Source organism: Micromonospora sp. NPDC048835, from assembly GCF_040649995.1.
In the GTDB taxonomy this organism is placed as follows: domain Bacteria; phylum Actinomycetota; class Actinomycetes; order Mycobacteriales; family Micromonosporaceae; genus Micromonospora.
This window is the reverse complement of record NZ_JBEZGM010000004.1, coordinates 308971-328020: the sequence shown is the minus strand read 5'-3', so window position 1 is coordinate 328020 and position 19050 is coordinate 308971. Positions and strand designations below refer to the sequence as shown.

The following is a 19050-nucleotide window of genomic DNA, read 5'->3' as shown; positions in this document are numbered from 1 at the left end:
GCCGGATCGGCAACGAGTCACCCAAATGATCATTGACGCCGAACCCTATCGGCAACCGACCGAACCGATCACCACAGACATAGAAGCGTCTTGCAGTTTCGATTGTCGAGATGGAGTGGTATGCCCCTTGTGTCTACGCAGAAAGTGCAAGATCGCGGGGCAGGGGCCGCCCGTACCCGTCGATCAAGGTGTTGTGGTGCCTGCTTTGTTGTCTTGCGGGCGCTTTGTCGCCCACCACAACTCCTTGATCGACGGACCCGTGTCGACGAGGCAGTGCCCCTGGTCCGCGGAGAGGCCGTTGACTGACGCGCGGGGGGCTGGCAGGCGCTCGTCGTTCAGGCGCCGGGGCGAGCGCGATCGTGGGGGAGTGCCGCACCGGCACTCGTGCACAGTGCCGGGGCCGGGGGGTCGCCGAACGGCTCGATCCGCCCTTAATGGGCGTTAAGGTGCATGTCCGTCTGCTGGTGGGGGGCCTGGCGAGACGATCGTCGTCGATTCGACTTCTGCGCAGAGGCGTGGGTCACACCGTCGGCCGAGGGGTGTCGTGTCCTCGTGGGGGAGGTGCCGACGTCGGCGTTGGATCAAGATCACTCGATGGTGGCGAGCCTGCCCACCGTCGCGCCCGCTCCGGCTGGTGGCGGATCGTGCCTGGTGACGGGGCTCTCGGCGGCGACCGGAGCCGGTCGAGGGCTAATCTTCCATTTGACAACGTTGCCACCGACAGGCCAAGGTGCCTGGAGGGGCCATCGAGGCGGCTGTGACGGGCGAATACTGTGCTACGTCTATATTGCCGGATTGTTACTTTTTCAACAGGTCCTCGCCTTGCGGATGACCCTCCGGCCGCAATACGTTGCCGTCAACAACAAAACCAAGTGAAGGTTCAACCTTCCGGAGGCAACCGATGACGTTGGCGAGGTGGTACGAGCTATGAGCGACGTGCCGATCCTCCTTGAGATGCGCTCCATCACCAAGGAGTTCCCCGGAGTCAAGGCCCTCTCCGACGTCAACCTGGTGGTTCGCGCCGGCGAGATCCATGCCATCTGCGGCGAGAACGGTGCGGGCAAGTCCACGCTGATGAAGGTGCTCAGCGGGGTCTACCCACACGGCAGCTACGACGGCAAGATCGTCTACCAGGGGTCGGAGAGCAAGTTCTCCGACATCCGGGCCAGCGAGAACGCCGGCATCGTGATCATCCACCAGGAGCTCGCGCTCATTCCAGGAATGTCGATCGCCGAGAACATCTTCCTCGGCAACGAACCGCGCAAGCGGGGCTCGATCGACTGGAAGGCCGCGAACCGGATGGCGCTGGACCTGATGGCCCGGGTCGGTCTGGAGGAAGACCCGGACACCCTGGTCAAGGACATCGGCGTCGGCAAGCAGCAGTTGGTGGAGATCGCCAAGGCGTTCGCCAAGGACGTCAAGCTGCTCATCCTGGACGAGCCGACCGCCGCGCTGAACGAGGCCGACTCCCGGCACCTGCTGGACCTGCTGCGCGGCTTCCGCTCCCGCGGCATCACCTCGATCATGATCTCGCACAAGCTGAACGAGATCGAGGCGATCGCCGACCAGATCACCATCCTGCGCGACGGCCGGACCGTGGAGACCCTCGACGTCAAGGCGGACGGGGTCGACGAGGACCGGATCGTGCGGGGGATGGTCGGTCGCGAGCTGAGCAGCCGGTTCCCGGACCACACCCCGAAGATCGGCGACGTCTTCTTCGAGGTGCGCGACTGGAACGTCCGGCACCCGATCTCCGCCGAGCGGCAGGTCTGCAAGAACGAGAGCTTCGTGGTGCGCCGCGGCGAGATCGTCGGCTTCGCCGGTCTGATGGGCGCGGGCCGCACCGAACTCGCGATGAGCGTCTTCGGCCGCTCCTACGGGGTGTACGAGTCGGGCACGATCATCAAGGACGGCAAGGAGATCGTGCTGAAGTCGGTGGCGGACGCCATCGACAACGGGCTCGCGTACGTCAGCGAGGACCGCAAGGCGATCGGCCTCAACCTGCTCGACGACATCAAGACGTCGACGGTGGCCGCCAAGCTGTCCAAGATCTCGCACCACGGCGTGCTGAACGAGGTCGAGGAGTACCAGGCGGCCGAGTCGTACCGCAAGGAGCTGCGGACCAAGGCCCCCACGGTCGACGAGGGCGTCTCGAAGCTCTCCGGTGGCAACCAGCAGAAGGTCGTGCTGGCCAAGTGGATGTTCACCGACCCGGACCTGCTGATCCTCGACGAGCCGACCCGCGGCATCGACGTGGGCGCCAAGTACGAGATCTACGGCATCATCCAGCGGCTCGCCGACCAGGGGAAGGGCGTCGTCGTCATCTCCTCGGAGCTGCCTGAGCTGATCGGGCTCTGCGACCGCATCTACACCGTGTTCGAGGGCGCCATCACGGGCGAGATCGCCCGGGCGGACGCGAACCCGGAGACCCTCATGAAGCAGATGACCTCGACGAAGAAGTTGGCCACCCGATGAGCCGTATCAAGGACCTTCAGAAGAACCTGTTCGGAGGTACGACCTCCAACGCCCGTCAGTTCGGCATGATCTTCACCCTGGTGGCGATCGTCGTCCTGTTCCAGATCCTGACGGACGGCCTGACGCTGCGATCGGACAACCTGATCGCACTGTTCCAGCAGAACTCGTACATCCTGATCCTTGCCATCGGCATGCTCATGGTGATCGTGGCCGGGCACATCGACCTCTCGGTCGGCTCGGTCGCCGCCTTCGCGGGCATCCTGGTGGCCAAGTCGATGGCCGAGTGGTCGCTGCCCTGGCCCGTCGCCATCCTGTTCGGCCTCGCGATCGGCGCGATCATCGGCGCCTGGCAGGGCTTCTGGGTGGCGTACATCGGGGTACCGGCGTTCATCGTGACCCTGGCCGGCATGCTGCTGTTCCGTGGTGGCAACCAGTTCATCGGTAACGCCAACACGATCCCGGTGCCGGAGGGCTTCCGGGAGATCGGCTCCGGCTTCCTGCCCGAGTTCGGTCCGAACACCGGCTACAACAACGCGACGCTGCTGCTCGGCCTGGCCGCGGCGGTGGCCGTGGTGTGGCGGGAGCTCCAGGCCCGCAAGACCCGTCGGGCGATGGACGCCGACCCGGCGCCCATGTGGATCTCGATCCTGCGGATGGCCGTCATGGTCGGGGTGATCGCCTTCGCGGCGCTGCGCTTCGCCAGCGGTCGCGTCGGCACCAGCTTCCCGATCTCCGGCATCATCCTGGTGCTCCTCGTGATCGCGTACTCCTTCTACACCCGTAACACGGCCGGTGGCCGGCACATCTACGCGGTGGGCGGCAACTCCCGGGCGGCCGAGCTGTCCGGCGTGAAGCTCAAGCGGGTCAACTTCTTCGTCATGATGAACATGTCCGTCCTGGCCGCGCTGGCCGGCATGATCTTCGTGGCCCGTTCGGCGGCCTCCGGCCCGCAAGACGGCAACGGCTGGGAGTTGGACGCCATCGCCGCGGTCTTCATCGGTGGCGCGGCCGTCTCCGGCGGTATCGGCACCATCAGCGGCTCGATCGTCGGTGGTCTGGTCATGGCCGTGCTCAACAACGGCCTGCAGCTGATGGGCGTCGGCACCGACCGGGTGCAGATCATCAAGGGTCTGGTCCTGCTGCTGGCGGTCGCGATCGACGTCTACAACAAGAGCCAGGGGCGCTTCTCCGTCATCGGGAGCCTGATGCGGCCGTTCCGCCGCGATGACTCCGCCCCACCCGCCTCACCGCCGGACGCGGAGCGCGAGCCCGCCAAGGCAGCGGTGTCCGGCTGACGGCCACCGAACTCTCCTCACCACCCGTCTCACCTTCAAGAAAGGCAAGTCCTCACCATGCGTAAATTCTTTGGCACGTCGGTGGTCGCGGTCAGCGCCGCCGCCATGCTGGCCCTCGCGGGCTGCGGCTCCGGCCGCGACGGCGACGACGCGGGCTCGAAGGGCGAGGCCAAGGGCTTCGCCGCGAACTCGCTGATCGGCGTGGCCCTTCCGGCCAAGACCTCGGAGAACTGGGTCCTCGCCGGTGACCTGTTCAGCAACGGCCTCAAGGAGGCCGGTTTCCAGGCTGACGTGCAGTACGCCGGCGCGTCGACCACGGTCGCCGACCAGCAGGCCCAGATCACCGCCATGACCACCAAGGGCGCCAAGGTCATCGTCATCGGCGCGACCGACGCCGCGCAGCTGTCGACCCAGGTCGCCGCGGCGCACGCCGCCGGCGCGAAGGTGATCGCGTACGACCGCCTCATCACCAACACGCCGGACCTCGACTACTACGTCGCGTTCGACAACTTCAAGGTCGGCCAGCTCCAGGGCCAGGCCCTGCTGGACGGCATGAAGGCCAAGAAGCCGAACGGCCCGTACAACATCGAGCTGTTCTCCGGCTCGCCGGACGACAACAACGCCGGTGTCTTCTTCAACGGTGCGATGGACGTGCTCAAGCCGGAGATCGACAAGGGTAACGTCGTCGTCGCCTCGGGTCAGAAGGACGTCAAGCAGACCGCCATCCAGGGTTGGAAGGCCGAGGGTGCACAGGCCCGCATGGACCAGCTGCTGACCTCGACCTACGGCAGCAAGGAGCTGGACGGCGTCCTCTCCCCGAACGACACCCTGGCCCGCGCGATCCTGACCTCGGTCAAGGGCGCTGGCAAGCCGACCCCGGTCGTCACCGGTCAGGACTCCGAGGTCGAGTCCGTCAAGTCGATCGTCAAGGGCGAGCAGTACATGACGATCAACAAGGACACCCGCAACCTGGTGAAGGAGACCATCAACATGGTCAAGGCTCTCCAGGCCGGTAACGCCCCGCAGGTGAACGACACCAAGTCCTACAACAACGGCAGCAAGGTCGTCGACACCTTCCTGCTCCCGCCGGTCGCCGTCACCAAGGCGAACGCGGCTGAGGCGTACGCCAACGACCCGAAGCTCGCGCCGCTCACCAAGTAGTCACCGCACGGTAGGTAGCAACGCCGATGGGTCCCGGGTCTCTTCTTCCGGGACCCATCGTCGTCTTGGCACCCCCGCGCCAACCGGCACCGACCCGGAAGGAGGTCTGACCGTGGCGGCACCAGTACGGTCCAGGCCAGCCGGCGTCGGCCGAAACGCCGAATCCCCGCTGCCGTCGCTTCCCGGCGCCAGCCAGGAGGAGATCCGGCGGCAGAACCTCGGCGCTGTCCTGCGCTACGTGCACCTGCACGGACCGACGTCCCGGGCCGAGCTGACCAGCCGGCTCGGCCTGAATCGAAGCACCATCGGTGCCCTCGCGGCCGACCTGGTCACCAGCGGCCTGGTCACCGAGGACGCACCCGCCACCACCCGCCGCGCCGGCCGCCCCTCACTCGTGGTCAGTCCCCGCTCCGAGCGGGTCTACGCGCACGCGTTGAGCATCGACGCGGACCGGCTCCGTGCCGCCCGGGTCGGTCTCGGCGGTCAGATCCTCGATCTGCGGGAGATCCCCCGACCCAGCGGCATGTCGGTGAGCAGGGCCGTCGGGCCGCTCGCCGATCTGGTTCGGGACATGGAGCGCTCCGTCGCCGGCGACGCGCTGCTGGTCGGCGGTGCCGCCGCGGTCGCCGACACCACCCGGGACCCGGACGGCAGGCTCCGGATCGCCGGCGTCGACGAGACGCTCGGTGCCGCCCTGGAGGCGGAGTTCGGCGCCGGCCCGGGTTTCGTGGCCGGTGACCTGGCCGACATCGCCGGCCTGGCCGAGCATGTCCGGGGCGTCGCGGTCGGTATCGACGACGTCATCTACCTGCACGGCGACCTGGGCATCAGCGCCGGCATCATCGTCGGCCGCCGACTGGTGATCGGCCACCGGGGCCACAGCGGCAAGGTCGGCCACATGGTCGTCAACCCCAACGGCCTGCCCTGCGGCTGCGGTTCACGCGGCTGCTGGGAGACCGAGATCTCCGAGGCCGCGCTGTTGCGGCACGCGGGCCGTGACCCCAACGACCGCGCGGCGGTGGCCGAGGTGCTGCGCCTGGCGCAGGACGGCGACCCGACGGCCCGCGCGGCGGTCGAACAGGTGGCGGACTGGCTGGGCTTCGGCGTGGCGAACCTGGTCAACGTGGTCAACCCGGACGCCGTGGTGTTCGGTGGCTCGCTGCGCGACATCTTCACCGCCGGCGCGGACGTGGTGCGGGCCCGGCTGGACACGATGCCACTGCCCGCCTCCCGCGAGCACCTGCGCCTGCGCGCGGCGGAACTCGGCCGCGACGCCGTCCTGGTCGGTGCCGCCGAGTTGGCGTTCGACAAACTCCTGGCAGACCCGCTCAACGTCGGCGTCGCGGGCCAGACCGGATAGTCGCTGCCGCGGCAACTGTCGACCCTGCGCCGGTCCGGGACGGACCTGGCGGCCGGCATGATCCTGGCCCCCGCGGTCCTCTTCCTCGACGAACCCACCACCGGGCTGGACCCGCGGGGCCGCAACGAGGTGTGGGAGTCGGTCCGGGAGTTGGTACGCGCCGGCACCACAGTGCTGCTCACCACCCAGCAACTGGATGAGGCCGACCAGCTCGCCGACCGGATCTCGGTGGTCGAGGCCGGCCGGGTGATCGCCGAGGGAACTCCGGACGACCTCAAGACCCGACTCGGCGGCGACCGGATCGAGCTGGTCGTCGCGGCGCCGAGCGACCTTGCCGCCGCCGTCGCCGAGGTACGCCGGGCGGCCGACGACGAACCAACCGTCGACGTGGACCGGCGGATGGTGAGCGTCCGGGTCGGTCACCAGGCTGGTGCGCTCGTCGACGTCCTGCGGGCGCTGGACGCCGTCGACGTCCAGGTGGCGGACGTCGCGCTGCGGCGGCCAACCCTGGACGACGTGTTCCTGCACCTGACCGGGCACCGGGCACCCACCGCCGAGGTGGCCGCATGAGCGCGGCGAGCATGCCGGCGTCGGTGGATCTGACTCCGGGCCGGCCTGCCCTCCTGGCCGACAGCAGCACCCTGGTCTGGCGCGGCCTGGCCCGATGGCGACGCGACCCTGGCCCGCTGATCGCCTCGCTCGGCTTCAACATCCTGATCGTGCTGATGTTCGCCTACCTGTTCGGTGGTGCGTTGCAGGTGCCCGGCGGTGGCAGCTACCGGGAGTTCCTGATGCCCGGCATGTTCGTGATGACCATGGTCTTCGGTATCAGCCTCACCACTGTCGCCGTCGCCGAAGACCTGGAACGCGGGGTGACCGACCGGCTCCGGGCGATGCCCGTCTCGCCGCTGGCACCGCTTGTGGCCCGGGCAGTGGCCGACATGCTGTTCGCGTTGGCCACTCTCGGGGTCCTGCTGCTGACAGGTCTCGCAGTCGGGTGGCGGGCACACGGTGGGGTCGGTGCCACGCTGGCCGCGGTGGGGTTGGTCCTGCTCCTGCGCTTCGCCCTGATCTGGGTCGGCATCTTCCTCGGTCTGGTCACCCGTGGGCAGACGGCCGTCGTGGCCGTGCAGACCCTGGAGTTTCCGCTCGGCTTCCTCTCCAACGCTTTCGTCGCACCGTCCACCATGCCCGCCTGGCTCGGTGCGGTGGCCGCGTGGAACCCGCTGTCGGCGACCGTCGGCGCGACCCGCGAACTGTTCGGCAACCCCGGTTGGGGTGGCGACTCCTGGGCGGCTCAGCACTACCCGTGGCTGGCGGTGATCTGGCCGCTCGTCCTGGTCGCGATCTTCCTGCCGCTCTCGGTCGCCCGGTACCGGCGGCTCACCGACTGAACCCGAGCGGGCGCGGGGCCCGCCTCGCCGAGCCCGGTCGGTGTCGGTGGTCGCCGCTACGCTCGGCGGCGTGGTCGTCCACCAACTCGATCGGGCTCAGGCGCGGCGGATCGCCGTGCGGGCTCAACTGCTGGCCGCTCCGCGTCCGACCGACCTGTTGACCCTGATCCGCCAGCTCACCCTGGTGCAGATCGACCCGACCGCTGCCGTCGCACCAAGTGCCGACCTCGTCTGCTGGAGCCGGCTCGGCTCGTCGTACCAGCCCGAGCACCTGCGCGACGCCCTCGAACGGGACCGGGTCCTCTTCGAGCACCACGCGATGGTGCGACCGATGGACGACCTGGGGCTCTTCCTCGCGGCGATGGCGGCATCGCCGGGTCACGAGCGTCACCGCGAGTGGCTGCGCGCCAACGACCCGTTCCGACGGGACGTGCTCGACCTGCTCGGCCGTTCCGGTCCGCTGCTCTCCCGCGATATTCCGGACACGAGCGTCGTGCCCTGGCCGTCGTCGGGTTGGACGAACAATCGCAACGTCACCCAGATGCTGGAGTTCCTGGTCCTGCGCGGCGAGGTCGCGATCGCCGGCCGGCAGGGCCGACAGCGACTCTGGGACGTGGCCGAGCGGGTCTACCCGGCCGGGGTGCCCGTCGTCGAGCTGGAGCAGGCACATCGGCTTCGCAACGAGCGACGGCTGAGTGCGCTCGGCATCGCTCGGGAGAAGACGGTGGTCGTGCCGGGCGAGCCGGCCGAGGTCGGTGACGTCGGTGAGCCGGCGGTCGTCGAGGGCGTCGCCGGGCAGTGGCGGGTGGACCCCGCCGCGCTCGGGCAACCCTTCAGCGGGCGTACCGCGTTGTTGTCGCCCTTCGACCGGCTGGTGCACGACCGGGTCCGCCTCGCGGACCTCTTCGAGTACGAGTACGTGCTGGAGATGTACAAGCCCAGGGCGGGTCGACGGTGGGGTTACTTCGCGCTGCCGATCCTGCACGGCGATCGGCTCGTCGGAAAGGTGGACGCGACAGCCGAGCGTCGGCGGGGCACGTTCACCGTGCACGCCATCCACGAGGATGTCGCCTTCACCCCGGAGGTGACCCGGGCCGTGCACGAGGAGCTGCGTGACCTGGCGTCCTGGCTGTCGCTGACCGTCGAGGGGCTGCCCTGACGGGTGATCGCCGAGGCCCTCGCCCCCCGACGAACACCCGTCGTCACCTACGCCGTCCGGCGTTTCCGCCTACGCGATCCGGCGGACCCGACGCACCGCGAGGTAGAGCAGGAGCACGGCCAGGGCCACGAAGACTCCTGTCTCGATGCTCTGGAACAGCCAGAACCGGTCCGCCGGCTGGTAGAGCTGCCAGTTGTACGCGCCCGGTTCGAGGCCCAATTCGGCCCCGCAGACCCGACCGTCCGGCCCCTTTCCGCCGGACGGGCACTGGATCCGGGTGTCCTCCGCGATCATCGTCCCGTCCGGGTTGCGGATGCCCTGGGTGAGGATCCAGTCGCCCCGACCGTCCGCGAGTGGCCCGTCCCCCTCGATCGGGAAGGTCCTGGTGCGGGGGGCCTGGTAGTGCGGCCGGGCCAGGAGCTCCACCGCCGCCCGTACGCCGATGAACCCGGCGAGGGTGATGCCCATGGCGGGCAGCATCCGCTTCCAGACGGTGCCGGCGAAGATGCCGAGCGCCACGGCGAAGAGGGTGTAACCGATCGGGACGATGCCCTGCAGGTCGAAGACGATCACGCCGAGCCGACCCTCCTGAGCGGTCTGGGTCAGCGGCTCCACCCACCAGGACATACCCAGCCCGTAGCCGATCGAGAGGAGCAGCACGGTGCCACCGACCATCCCGAACTTCACCAGGGCCCACCTGTTGCGGCCGACACCCTGGGTCCAGACGAACCGGTGCGTGCCCTGCTCCACCTCGCGGGCGACGAGCGGCGCGCCCCAGAACAGGCCGATGAGCACCGGCAGCGTGATCAGCAGTACGGCTATCAGGTTGAGGCTGCCGTACTGGTTGCTGAAGCGGTGGAAGCCCGCGTCGCAGGTCTCCCGGGTCGTCTGCGCCACGTCGGCACGGGCAAGCTGGCTGGCGCAGTCCGTCAACCCGAGGTCGCTGAAGGTGCTGCGCATCGCCAGGCCGATCGGCACCAGCAGTGCGGCGAGTGCCACGAACGCCAGCAGGGTGTAGAGCGCCTGCTTGCGGTGTTGTCGCCAGGTCAGCCAGATCATGCTGCCACCCCCCACTCGCTGTGACTCGTCTGCGTGCTGCCGTCGGCCAGGTAGGCCAGCACGACGTCCTCCAGGCTCACCTCGCGGACCGTCCAGGCCGGATCGGTGACCGGCCCGTCGGTGCGGACCAGCAACGTGGACTGCCGGTCGGTGTGGCTGGCCCGGACCACTGCGGCGACGCCCCCGATGTCGCCGCCGTCGTGTCGGGGCCCGACGAGCTGCCGGTGCTCCGTGACCAGATCGTCGACCGCGCCGGTGAGCTGCACCTGGGAGGCGTTGAGCACGATCAGGTAGTCGCAGACCCGCTCCAGGTCGGCAAGCAGGTGTGAGGAGAGCAGGACGGTGGTGCCCGACTCCGCGACGCTGCCCATCAACGACTGGAGGAACTCCCGTCGAGCCAGCGGGTCGAGGCTGGCGACCGGTTCGTCGAGCAGCAACAGCCGCGGCTGCTTCGCCAGCGCCAGAGCCAGCGCGACCTGGGCCCGTTGACCGCCCGAGAGCTTGCCGACCGGCTTGTCCGGCGGGATGCCGAGCTGGGCCAGCCGGGTTCGGGCCAGCGCCGCGTCCCACCGCTTGTTCAGCTTGCCGCCGGCGACGACCAACTCGGCCGCCGTGAAGTCCCGGTAGAGCGGGGTGTCCTGGGCGACGAAGCCGATGTCGGCCAGGCCCTCGGTGTCGCCGTACGTGGACCGGCCGAACACCCGCACCTCACCGGCGTCGGGCTTGAGCAACCCGACGGCCAGGTGCAACAGCGTGCTCTTACCCGCGCCGTTCGGCCCGACCAACGCGGCGATCCGACCGGCCGGCAGGTGCAGCGAGCAGTCCCGCAACGCCCAGGTGCTGCCGTATCTCTTGCCCAGCCGGTCGGCTTCCAGAGTCATGTCCATTCCTTGTCCTCTCGTTCCATTCGCGTCACCGCTCGGCAGTCGCGCGAGTAGGTGTGGGTGGTCCGTTCGCTCTGCTCCGCTCACGCGCGCTCCGGCTGCGGGGCGTCGTCGGCGAGGGTGGCGCGCAGCGTCGTCTCCACCAGGGCGATGACGTCCTCGGCGGTTAGGCCGGCCGTTTGCGCCCGGTGCAGCCAGGCGACCAGGTCGTCGCGCAACTCGGCCTGGTTGGGCAGGGACGCGCCGGCCAGGGTGCGCTGGACGAACGTGCCCACCCCGGGTCGGCCACCGACCAGACCCTCGATCTCCAACTCCCGGTACGCCTTCAGCACCGTGTTCGGGTTGATCGCCAGGGACTGCGCGACGTCCCGGACCTTCGGCAACTGGTCGCCCGGCGTCAGCAGGCCGACCCGCAGCGCCTGTTTCACCTGCTGCACGAGCTGCATGTAGGTGTTCACCTTCGACCGGCTGTCCAGTACGAACTCGATCACTCGCGATGATCCTTCCTGTTGTCCTACGACAGTAGGACTAATAGACAGCTTCATCGGTGACTCTCCGGCTGTCAAGCCCGACGCGGGATGTTCCGCCCGGGCCGCCGGCGCGTCCAGTCCGCCGCGCCCTACCTGATGGCACCGGTGGGCCACCGGTTGGCACCGACGGGTCAGCCCGACGGGAACGGACCGGCAGCGGTCAGCGTGGACGGGGGAGGGATTCGATGGTCACCAACGAACTGACGACGTCGAGGGCGACTCCACTACAGGCCGCTCGCGCCCGGGGTCGCGTACGCGGGCGGCTGATCCTGCTCGGTCCGGCTTTCGTCGCCGCCGTCGCGTATGTCGACCCCGGCAACTTCGCCACCAACTCCGCCGCCGGTGCCCGCTACGGCTACCTGCTGGTCTGGGTCGTGGTGGTCGCCAACCTGATGGCGATGCTTGTGCAGACGCTCACCGCGAAGTTGGGTCTGGCCACCGGGCGCAGCCTGCCCGAGCTGTGCCGGGAGCGCCTGCCCCGGCCGGTGAACCGGGTGATGTGGGTGCAGGCCGAGCTGGTCGCCATGGCCACCGACCTGGCCGAGGTGATCGGTGGCGCGGTCGCCCTGTACCTGCTCTTCGGCATCCCCCTGCTGCCCGGCGGGATCATCATCGGCGCCTCCGCGTTCGCCGTGCTGGCGTTGCGCTCGCGCGGGTACCGCTCCTTCGAGATCGCGATCGCCGTCCTGCTCGGGGTGATCGTGCTGGCCTTCGCCGCCAACCTGCTCGCCTCCGGTTCCGACCCGGGCTCGGCCATGGCCGGTCTGGTGCCGCGCCTGCAGGGCACGGACAGCGTGCTGCTGGCCGCCGGCATCCTCGGCGCGACTGTCATGCCGCACGTCATCTACGTGCACTCCGCGCTCACCCGCGACCGCATCCCGGCCACCGACGACACCGAGCGTCGGATCCTGTTTCGCGGCCAGCGCACCGACGTACTGCTCGCCCTGAGCGCGGCCGGCGCGGTCAACCTCGCCATGCTGCTGATCGCCGCGGCCAGCTTCCGGGGCGGTGGCCCCGGTGGCGCGGACAGCCTGGAGGGGGTGCACGCCGGGCTCGGCCAGACCATCGGGACCGCTGCCGCGCTCGGGTTCGCCGTCGCCCTGCTGGTCTCGGGGCTCGCCTCCACGAGCGTCGGCACCTACGCCGGGGAGGTGATCATGCAGGGCTTCCTGCGGCGGCGGATTCCGCTGCTGCTGCGTCGACTGGTCACCCTGCTGCCCGCCCTGGCGGTGCTCTCCATCGGGCTCGACCCGACCCGGGCGCTCGTGCTGTCCCAGGTCATCCTCAGCTTCGGCATCCCGTTCGCGCTGATCCCGGTGGTCGCCTTCACCCGCCGACGGGACCTGATGGGCAACCTGGTCAACCACCCGCTCACCACCGCCGCCGCCTCCCTGGTGGCGGTGCTGGTGGTCGCGCTCAACGCGTTCCTGCTCTGGCAGGTCGTCGCCGGGTGAGTAGGCCGTCTCCGTTACCGGCCGGGCCGCACGTGGCTGGCCCGGCCGGGGGAGTGGGTGTGGTCAGGTGCGACGACCCTCGTCGCGGGCGGGGATCTCCTGGCGCTGTTCGATCGCGTCCGCCGGGTTGGCGTCGGCCGGTAGCGACGTCACCTCCTCCAGGCTGCCCGCCGGAAAGGCGCCCTGCTCGGCGAGGTCGGCCTCGGCCGCCTCCGGGTCCACGTCACCCGACACCCGGTCCGGCGGACCGACGTCGAACGCGTCCTGTCGTTGCTCGAGGGCATCCGCCTCCGGAGGAGGGATCGGGCTGCCCTGTTCATCCCGGTACGTGCTCATCGGAGCCTCCCACCCGGCGGGTGTCGACATGCCGCCGGGCCGCTGCCTACCCGTCGCCGCCGCACTCAGGCCCCCACGCCGGTCGCGATCTGGGCAGTTTCCGGGACAGTGCTGCCCCCAGCGACGGAAGCAGCACCGTCCCGCTGGTTGCGCGGATCCAGCAGCGGTGTGGTTGTCACGCGCGACGGCAGTGACCGGCGGTCGGCGTTCGCACCGTGGTGGGCGCACCCAGGTCTACCGGAGCCGGGCCACCCGAGCAGGCAAGCGCGCCGACCTGGCCGCCGGCGAGGATGGGCGCCGACGCGGTAGCGGTAAGCGTCAGCGGCCCGGTCACTCGCGCCCCGACGATCGTGACGTGGTCGGTGGTGCCGGTCAGCGCCACCGCACCGCGTACCTCGGTGTTCAACAACTCGACGGCGGCGGCGCGGGACGCCGCCAGGTTACCGGCGATCGAGGAGCCCTGGGCGACCACTGCGGCACCGGGCGCGACGGTGACCGGGCCGGTCACGGTGGCCGCGCGCAGGCAGGTGACACCGGCGGCGACGGTCAGCGGGCCGGCGTGCCGGCCGGTGACCACCGTGGTGCACGCCGGTGGAGGCGGGATCAGCGTGGCCACGAACGCGCGAGCCGGCCCGATGTTGCCGACGGCGTCGATGGCGCGGTACTCGATGCTGTGCCGGCCGTACCCGGGTGACCGCTCGGCGAACGGGGACACGGACAGGCCGCCCGAGCCGAGGTTGCCGTAGACCAGACCGTCCACGTCGGTGCCGGTGGCGGTGAACAGGAACGGTGAGCGGGCGTCGGTGGGCCAGCCGTAGTAGTTGTGCCAGCCGTCGCCGTCGAGCCGGAACTCCGAGGTGACCTGACCGGTGCCGTCGTCGGTGCCGGTCAGCCCCATGGTGAACGGGCCGTTGTACACGTACTCGGTGGGTCGGCCGGGCCGGGTCGTGGTGAGCAGCGGCTCGGAGAGCGCGGACGACACGGCGGGCCGGGTCGCGTCGACGGCCCAGGTGCGGGTCACCGCTCTGGCCGTGCCCGGATCATCGACCCGGGCGGTCAGCCGGTGGGTGCCGCGGGACAGCCCGAGGGAGCCCAGGTCCACGTCCCGATCGGTGCCGGTGTCGGCCACCGGCCGGCCGTCGATCGACCAGCGCACGCGGGGCGCGCGGTCGGTGGGTTGGCTGGTCCGTACGTACACCGTGTCGCGAGCGCCGACCGGCCGATCGGTCGCGGTGGACGCGGTTATCGCCAGCGGCGGATCCACCACCGGGGTACGCACTGCGGTGTCCACGGTCCAGGTGCGGGTCTGGGTCAGCGCGGGTGAGCTGCGGATTGCCGGGTCGCGGACGAACTCCGTCGGGTCGGTCACCGTGGCGGTCACCGTGTGCCGGCCGGGGGAGAGCCGGAGTTTCCGCAGGTCCAGGTGGCGGGCGTTGGCGGTGCGCGACACCGCCCTGCCGTCCACCGACCAGGTCACCGCCAACGCGTGGCTCACCGGGTGCAGGGTGTCCACCCAGAGCAGTCGGTCCGCGCCGACCGCCTGGTCGGTGGCCGTGCCGCCCTGCACGATGCCCACCCGGGCGGCGATCCGTTCGGTCATCCGCTCTCGGCCGATCTGGTCGAAGTAGAAGCCCAGCGACTTCATCATCGAGTGCCGGCTGGGTCGCCACACCCCGCGCTGCAGGTACAGGCCGCCCTCGTAGCGGCCGATCGTCCCACCCGCCTCGCTCGGCTCGCCCAGCCACCGCCACCACTTGGCCCGGGTGTCGCGCATCTGCCCCTCGGTCAGCACGGTGTGGTGCACCGAACCTGGTTCCGGCCCGCTGTAGGTGTCGCCCGGCACGCCACGGCCGTAGTAGTCGTACTCGTCCTGCAAGCCACCGAGCGAGTGCCCCAACTCGTGCGGGCTGATCAGCGCGGAGAGCGCGTTGCCCCCGGAGGCGGTGGCGTTGCTGCCGCCGGCCCCACCGTAGGTGCCGCTGTTGGCGAGCGCGATCAGCTGCCGGTTGCCCGGGTTGGTACCGACGGCCAGATCGGCGTACGCGTTCGCGGCGGCGCCGTCGACCGTGAGCAGGCGTTGCACGCTCGCCGGGTTGCAGCCACCCCAGAAGCCCATGCCCAGCGCGGTGTCCCGTTGCGGCGCGGACAGGCCGGGATCGCAGTCCACCCCGGACTCCGGCGAGACGATCTCCACGGCGTACACGTTGAAGTAGCTGCGGTAGGACTTGAACGGCTCGATCGTCCACAGGGTGTTCAGGTGCCGGTCCACGTGTGCGCGGAAGGTGGGCAGGTCGGCCTCGGTGTAACCGTCGCCGAGCAGCACCAGGTTGAACCGCGTCGCCGGGTCACCGGTGACCTGGATCGGCACCACGCTGGCGCTGGCCGGTGCGGCGGCGGCTGGTGTGCCGATCGTCAGCCCTCCCGCGACGAGCGCCGCGACACACAATCCCGCTCTGATCCGCACCCTGCGCCCCTTTCGTGGCCGGTCGGCCGGGCGGTGCCGGGCGCCGGGCCGCGCGGGGCGCCGTCGTCCGGGCCCGCCACGACCGTGGACATCTCGGACCGTACCGGTCGGCGGACCGACAGGTAACCCTCGATGGATGTCGAGGCCGGTCAGTCGGCAGTCGCCTCGGGCGTCGTGCTCCGGCGGCTCCCGGCGGCCAGCCCCAGCGCCAGCAGCACACACACCGCGCCGACCAGGAAGAGCAGCGATGCGCTCGGCTGGCCCAACCACTCCCAGTACGGGTGCCAGGCCGGGTGCGGTTCGCCGAGGTGGTGCGACAGCAGGGACGGGACGCTCAGCGGCAACGGCAGCCACCACAGCACCGTGGCCACACCCATCAGACCGTTCACCGTGCCACGGCTGCGGCGTTCCTCGGTGCGTCGGCTGACCCAGCCGAAGACCAGCCAACCGGCCACCGCGCCCAGCACCGTGCCGAGGACTCCGGCGGGGATCACCAGCGGTGGCGGCGCGCGGTGCAGCTCGACCGAGAGGTAGCTGGCGTCGACTGCCGTCTGCGAGGAGATCGAGGCGTTCAGGATGGTGTCGCCCCGTCGGGCGGTGAGCGCGGTGTCGGTGACCGCCTGCGGGGTGGCGCACATCTTGTCCGCGCAGCTGACCCGGTCGGACACCTGGGGGTCGTACACCCGCCAGCCGGCACCGGTCAGGCGCTCCCGGGCCACCGTGACGATCTGCTCGGCGGGCACCGGTGGCGCGCCGAAGGCGGTGGCGCCGGTGGCGCTCTCCTGGTACTCGCCGCCGTCCCAGAAGAGCAGGGTCTTGACCGTCGACAGGCGCAGCGGGTGCCCGTAGACGACGAAGAGCGCCGGCGGGGTGTCGATCTCGCCGAGGTCGTGGCCGGGAAAGACCTGGGTGAGGATGGTGGCGGCCTCGGCCCGGTCGGGTTGCGGTCGGGAGGTCTCCCAGGCGGCCCGGCTGGCCAGGGCGCCGGTGAAGAGGCCGCAGACGACAGCGGCGAGCGGCACCCAGGCGACGGCGGGGCCGCTGGCCGGGCGGCCGAGGCGGCGCAGCAGCCGCCGTGCGAACCTGGTGGCCGGCGCGGTGTCGCTCGCGGACATGTGCATCCTCCGGCTTGACGATCAGGCGGAGCGACAGTACATCGACCAGGGACTCCGGCGCGTCCCCCCGATGACCGCCGACCGTGGCCGGGATCGGCCAGGATGGGCGGGTGGCCGGTCACGGCCGCGACGAGGAGGGTGGGCGATGCGGGTACGTGGACGGTTGGCCCGGGGGCGGCGTGCTCGTGCGGGGGCGGTGCTTACCGCGTTGCTCGCGGGCGTGCTGCCGCCGGCCATGGTGCTGGTGCCGGGCACTGCCACGGCGGGCGCGGCAGCGGCGGGGACGCCGGTCTGCCAGGTGCGCGACGACCGGCTGCGCGAGATCTCCGGGATGGTCACCACCGACGACGGGTACGTGGTGATCAACGACGGGGCCGACGACGAGGCCCGCCGCCGGATCTTCTTCCTCGACAAGCGCTGCGCCGTGGTGCGGACCGTCTCCTTCCCGTCCCGCCCCCGCGACACCGAGGACCTGGCCATCGGCCGGGACGGCACCATCTGGGTCGCGGACATCGGCGACAACGACCGCACCCGGACGACTGTCGGCGTGTGGCGGCTCGCGCCGGGGGCGAAGCAGCCGGTGCTGCACCGGATGAGCTACCCGGACCGTCCGCACGACGCCGAGGCGTTGCTGCTCGACGCGTCCGGCCGTCCGCTGATCCTCACCAAGGGCGGCAGCGGCACCGTCTTCCTGTACGCGCCGACCACCGACCTGCGTGCGGAGGCGACGACACCGCTGACCGCGCTGGGTCAGGTGGACCTGCCGACGACCACGACAAGCAACCCGTTCTCCTTCCTGGGGCGTGGGGTGATCACCGGCGCGGCGAACGCCCCGGAGGGGCGGCGGGTGGTGCTGCGCAGCTACGCCGACGCCTTCGAGTACGACGTGCCCGACGGCGACGTGGTTCGCGCGCTGACCACCGGCACCCCGCGGGTCACCCCGTTGCCGGACGAGCCGCAGGGCGAGTCGATCACCTACAGCCGCGACGGTCGGTCGTTGCTCACCGTCTCCGAGTCCGCCGGTCAGCCGGCCGGCACCCGTTCCACGATCCTGCGCTACCCGGCCACGGCCACCACGGTCACCGCGGCACCGTCGACGGAGTCCGTCGGCCCGGTGGCGTCCGCCGCGGTCCGTCCGGCCGCCGGGGAGACCGGCGGCGCCGGTTGGCGCACCTGGCCGCTCGCGGTCGGCGCGGGCACACTGCTGCTCCTGCTCGGACTGGCCGGCGTGCTGGGGTGGAGGCGCACCGCGCGCCAGTGAACGGGTCCGGCCTGCGGCAGGATGGGGGCATGTCCGTCCTGTCCACGTTGCGCCACCCGATCGTCGCCGCCCCGATGGCTGGTGGCCCGTCCACGCCCGCGTTGGTGAAGGCCGTGTCCGCAGCGGGTGGGCTGGGGTTCCTCGCCGCCGGGATGATCGACACCGGCCGGTTGGTCGGTGACATCGCCGAGGTCCGCGCGGGCACCGACCGGCCGTTCGGTGTCAACGTCTTCCTCCCCGACCCGGGCGGCGTCGACGAGGCCGCCATCCAGGCGTACGCCGAACGGCTCGCCCCGCAGGCCGCGCAGCGCGGGGTGAGCCTGGGCGAGCCGGTGGGCGGCGACGACGCGTACCCGGAGAAGTTGGCGGCGCTGCTCGCGGACCCGGTCCCGGTGGTGTCCTTCGTGTTCGGGCTGCCCGACCGGGCGGTGGTGACCGCGTTGCGCGAGCGGGGCACCGAGGTGTGGGCAACCGTCACCCGTCCGGACGCCGCGACCGCCGCCGCCGAGCGGGGAGTGGACGCGGTCGTGGTGCAGGGCACCGAGGCCGGTGGGCATCGCGGCGGCCAGCCGGACGACGACGACTACGCCCTGCTGCCGCTGCTGCGGCTGTCCGCCGCCCGCTGTGACCTGCCGCTGGTGGCCGCGGGCGGCCTCGTCGACGGCCCCGCGGTGGCCGCCGTGCTGGCCGCCGGCGCCGAAGCCGCGCAACTCGGCACGGCTTTCCTGCGCTGCCCCGAGGCGGGCAGCTCGCCGATGCACCGGGCGGCGGTGGCCGGTGCCGCGCCGACCGCGCTGACCCGGTCCTTCACCGGTAGGCGGGCCCGTGGCGTGGCGAACGACTTCCTGCGCCAGCACGACAGCGTGGCACCCCGCGGTTACCCCCAGGTGCTGCACCTGACCCGGCCACTGCTCGCCGCCGCCCGGCGCGACGGGGACGCCTCGGTGGCCAACCTGTGGGCCGGTCAGGCGCACCCGCTGGCCCGGGACCTGCCGGCGGCGCAGGTGGTCGCCGAGGTGAGTGCCGACGCCCGGACCGCGTTGGCCACAGTGGTCGAGCGGTCCCGCCGCTGGGGCTGACCAGGACCGCGACCACCGCCTCGG

The 19050-nt window shown here is 70.8% G+C and carries 15 protein-coding genes and 1 pseudogene; 10 read left to right on the top strand and 6 right to left on the bottom strand.

The genetic code is table 11. From position 1 onward, the window contains the following. The first annotated feature begins 927 nt into the window (after positions 1-927). From mmsA to AB0C15_RS07960, 7 genes and pseudogenes are all read left to right on the top strand, one after another. Positions 928-2475 (top strand): multiple monosaccharide ABC transporter ATP-binding protein, encoded by a 1548-nt coding sequence (gene mmsA, locus AB0C15_RS07990; RefSeq protein WP_357349869.1) that lies wholly within the window; start codon positions 928-930, stop codon positions 2473-2475. Next, positions 2472-3770, top strand: a complete 1299-nt coding sequence (gene mmsB / locus AB0C15_RS07985; RefSeq protein WP_357349867.1) for a multiple monosaccharide ABC transporter permease — start codon at positions 2472-2474, stop codon at positions 3768-3770. Before mmsA ends, mmsB begins: the two co-directional genes overlap by 4 nt. A gap of 57 nt (positions 3771-3827) precedes the next feature. Then, on the top strand, positions 3828-4931 hold the full coding sequence (locus AB0C15_RS07980) for a sugar-binding protein (RefSeq protein ID WP_354884181.1): 1104 nt from the start codon (positions 3828-3830) through the stop codon (positions 4929-4931). A 112-nt stretch (positions 4932-5043) separates the two neighbouring features. Next, positions 5044-6291, top strand: a complete 1248-nt coding sequence (locus tag AB0C15_RS07975; RefSeq protein WP_357349864.1) for an ROK family transcriptional regulator — start codon at positions 5044-5046, stop codon at positions 6289-6291. A gap of 42 nt (positions 6292-6333) precedes the next feature. Continuing rightward, positions 6334-6861: pseudogene (locus AB0C15_RS07970) on the top strand (DUF4162 domain-containing protein); the annotation flags it as partial. Next, entirely contained in the window at positions 6858-7685 is an 828-nt protein-coding gene (locus AB0C15_RS07965) for an ABC transporter permease (RefSeq protein WP_357349862.1), read from the top strand. The pseudogene AB0C15_RS07970 and the gene AB0C15_RS07965, both read left to right, overlap by 4 nt. Positions 7686-7755: 70 nt before the next feature. Next, entirely contained in the window at positions 7756-8844 is a 1089-nt protein-coding gene (locus AB0C15_RS07960; RefSeq protein ID WP_357349860.1) for a crosslink repair DNA glycosylase YcaQ family protein, read from the top strand. A 69-nt stretch (positions 8845-8913) separates the two neighbouring features. On the opposite strand, the gene AB0C15_RS07955 is transcribed toward AB0C15_RS07960, so the two are convergent. The 3 genes from AB0C15_RS07955 to AB0C15_RS07945 all read right to left on the bottom strand — a co-directional run bounded on the left by AB0C15_RS07955 (position 8914) and on the right by AB0C15_RS07945 (position 11278). Continuing rightward, entirely contained in the window at positions 8914-9903 is a 990-nt protein-coding gene (locus AB0C15_RS07955) for a transporter (protein ID WP_357349858.1), read from the bottom strand. Further along, positions 9900-10790, bottom strand: coding sequence for an ABC transporter ATP-binding protein (locus AB0C15_RS07950; RefSeq protein WP_357349856.1), 891 nt, complete (start codon positions 10788-10790; stop codon positions 9900-9902). The genes AB0C15_RS07955 and AB0C15_RS07950 overlap by 4 nt, the downstream gene beginning before the upstream one ends. A gap of 80 nt (positions 10791-10870) precedes the next feature. Next, positions 10871-11278 carry a GntR family transcriptional regulator gene (locus tag AB0C15_RS07945; protein ID WP_357349854.1) on the bottom strand — a complete coding sequence of 136 codons (408 nt, stop codon included), beginning with the start codon at positions 11276-11278 and terminating at the stop codon, positions 10871-10873. Between the two features lie 224 nt (positions 11279-11502). Between AB0C15_RS07945 and AB0C15_RS07940 the strand changes: the two genes are divergently transcribed. After that, positions 11503-12771 carry an Nramp family divalent metal transporter gene (locus AB0C15_RS07940; RefSeq protein ID WP_357349852.1) on the top strand — a complete coding sequence of 423 codons (1269 nt, stop codon included), beginning with the start codon at positions 11503-11505 and terminating at the stop codon, positions 12769-12771. Positions 12772-12834: 63 nt separating this feature from the next. On the opposite strand, the gene AB0C15_RS07935 is transcribed toward AB0C15_RS07940, so the two are convergent. From AB0C15_RS07935 to AB0C15_RS07925, 3 genes are all read right to left on the bottom strand, one after another. Further along, positions 12835-13107, bottom strand: a complete 273-nt coding sequence (locus tag AB0C15_RS07935; protein WP_357349850.1) for a hypothetical protein — start codon at positions 13105-13107, stop codon at positions 12835-12837. A gap of 175 nt (positions 13108-13282) precedes the next feature. Beyond that, entirely contained in the window at positions 13283-15571 is a 2289-nt protein-coding gene (locus AB0C15_RS07930) for a M64 family metallopeptidase (RefSeq protein WP_357349848.1), read from the bottom strand. Between the two features lie 149 nt (positions 15572-15720). Continuing rightward, positions 15721-16686, bottom strand: a complete 966-nt coding sequence (locus AB0C15_RS07925; RefSeq protein ID WP_357349846.1) for a hypothetical protein — start codon at positions 16684-16686, stop codon at positions 15721-15723. A gap of 145 nt (positions 16687-16831) precedes the next feature. Here AB0C15_RS07925 and AB0C15_RS07920 point away from each other — a divergent pair, with 145 nt between their 5' ends. After that, the gene (locus AB0C15_RS07920; protein WP_357349844.1) at positions 16832-17947 is read left to right on the top strand and encodes a hypothetical protein; all 1116 of its coding nucleotides are present in this window, start codon (positions 16832-16834) and stop codon (positions 17945-17947) included. Positions 17948-17976: 29 nt separating this feature from the next. Continuing rightward, positions 17977-19026, top strand: a complete 1050-nt coding sequence (locus AB0C15_RS07915) for a nitronate monooxygenase (RefSeq protein WP_357349842.1) — start codon at positions 17977-17979, stop codon at positions 19024-19026. The last annotated feature ends 24 nt before the right edge of the window (positions 19027-19050 follow it).

Coding starts and splice junctions, on each gene's coding strand:
- AB0C15_RS07965 (WP_357349862.1), top strand. CDS start 6,858: ATGAGCGCGGCGAGCATGCCGGCGTCGGTGGATCTGACTCCGGGCCGG.
- mmsB (WP_357349867.1), top strand. CDS start 2,472: ATGAGCCGTATCAAGGACCTTCAGAAGAACCTGTTCGGAGGTACGACC.
- mmsA (WP_357349869.1), top strand. CDS start 928: ATGAGCGACGTGCCGATCCTCCTTGAGATGCGCTCCATCACCAAGGAG.
- AB0C15_RS07925 (WP_357349846.1), bottom strand. CDS start 16,686: ATGTCCGCGAGCGACACCGCGCCGGCCACCAGGTTCGCACGGCGGCTG.
- AB0C15_RS07940 (WP_357349852.1), top strand. CDS start 11,503: ATGGTCACCAACGAACTGACGACGTCGAGGGCGACTCCACTACAGGCC.
- AB0C15_RS07915 (WP_357349842.1), top strand. CDS start 17,977: ATGTCCGTCCTGTCCACGTTGCGCCACCCGATCGTCGCCGCCCCGATG.
- AB0C15_RS07980 (WP_354884181.1), top strand. CDS start 3,828: ATGCGTAAATTCTTTGGCACGTCGGTGGTCGCGGTCAGCGCCGCCGCC.
- AB0C15_RS07920 (WP_357349844.1), top strand. CDS start 16,832: ATGCGGGTACGTGGACGGTTGGCCCGGGGGCGGCGTGCTCGTGCGGGG.
- AB0C15_RS07955 (WP_357349858.1), bottom strand. CDS start 9,903: ATGATCTGGCTGACCTGGCGACAACACCGCAAGCAGGCGCTCTACACC.
- AB0C15_RS07935 (WP_357349850.1), bottom strand. CDS start 13,107: ATGAGCACGTACCGGGATGAACAGGGCAGCCCGATCCCTCCTCCGGAG.
- AB0C15_RS07950 (WP_357349856.1), bottom strand. CDS start 10,790: ATGGACATGACTCTGGAAGCCGACCGGCTGGGCAAGAGATACGGCAGC.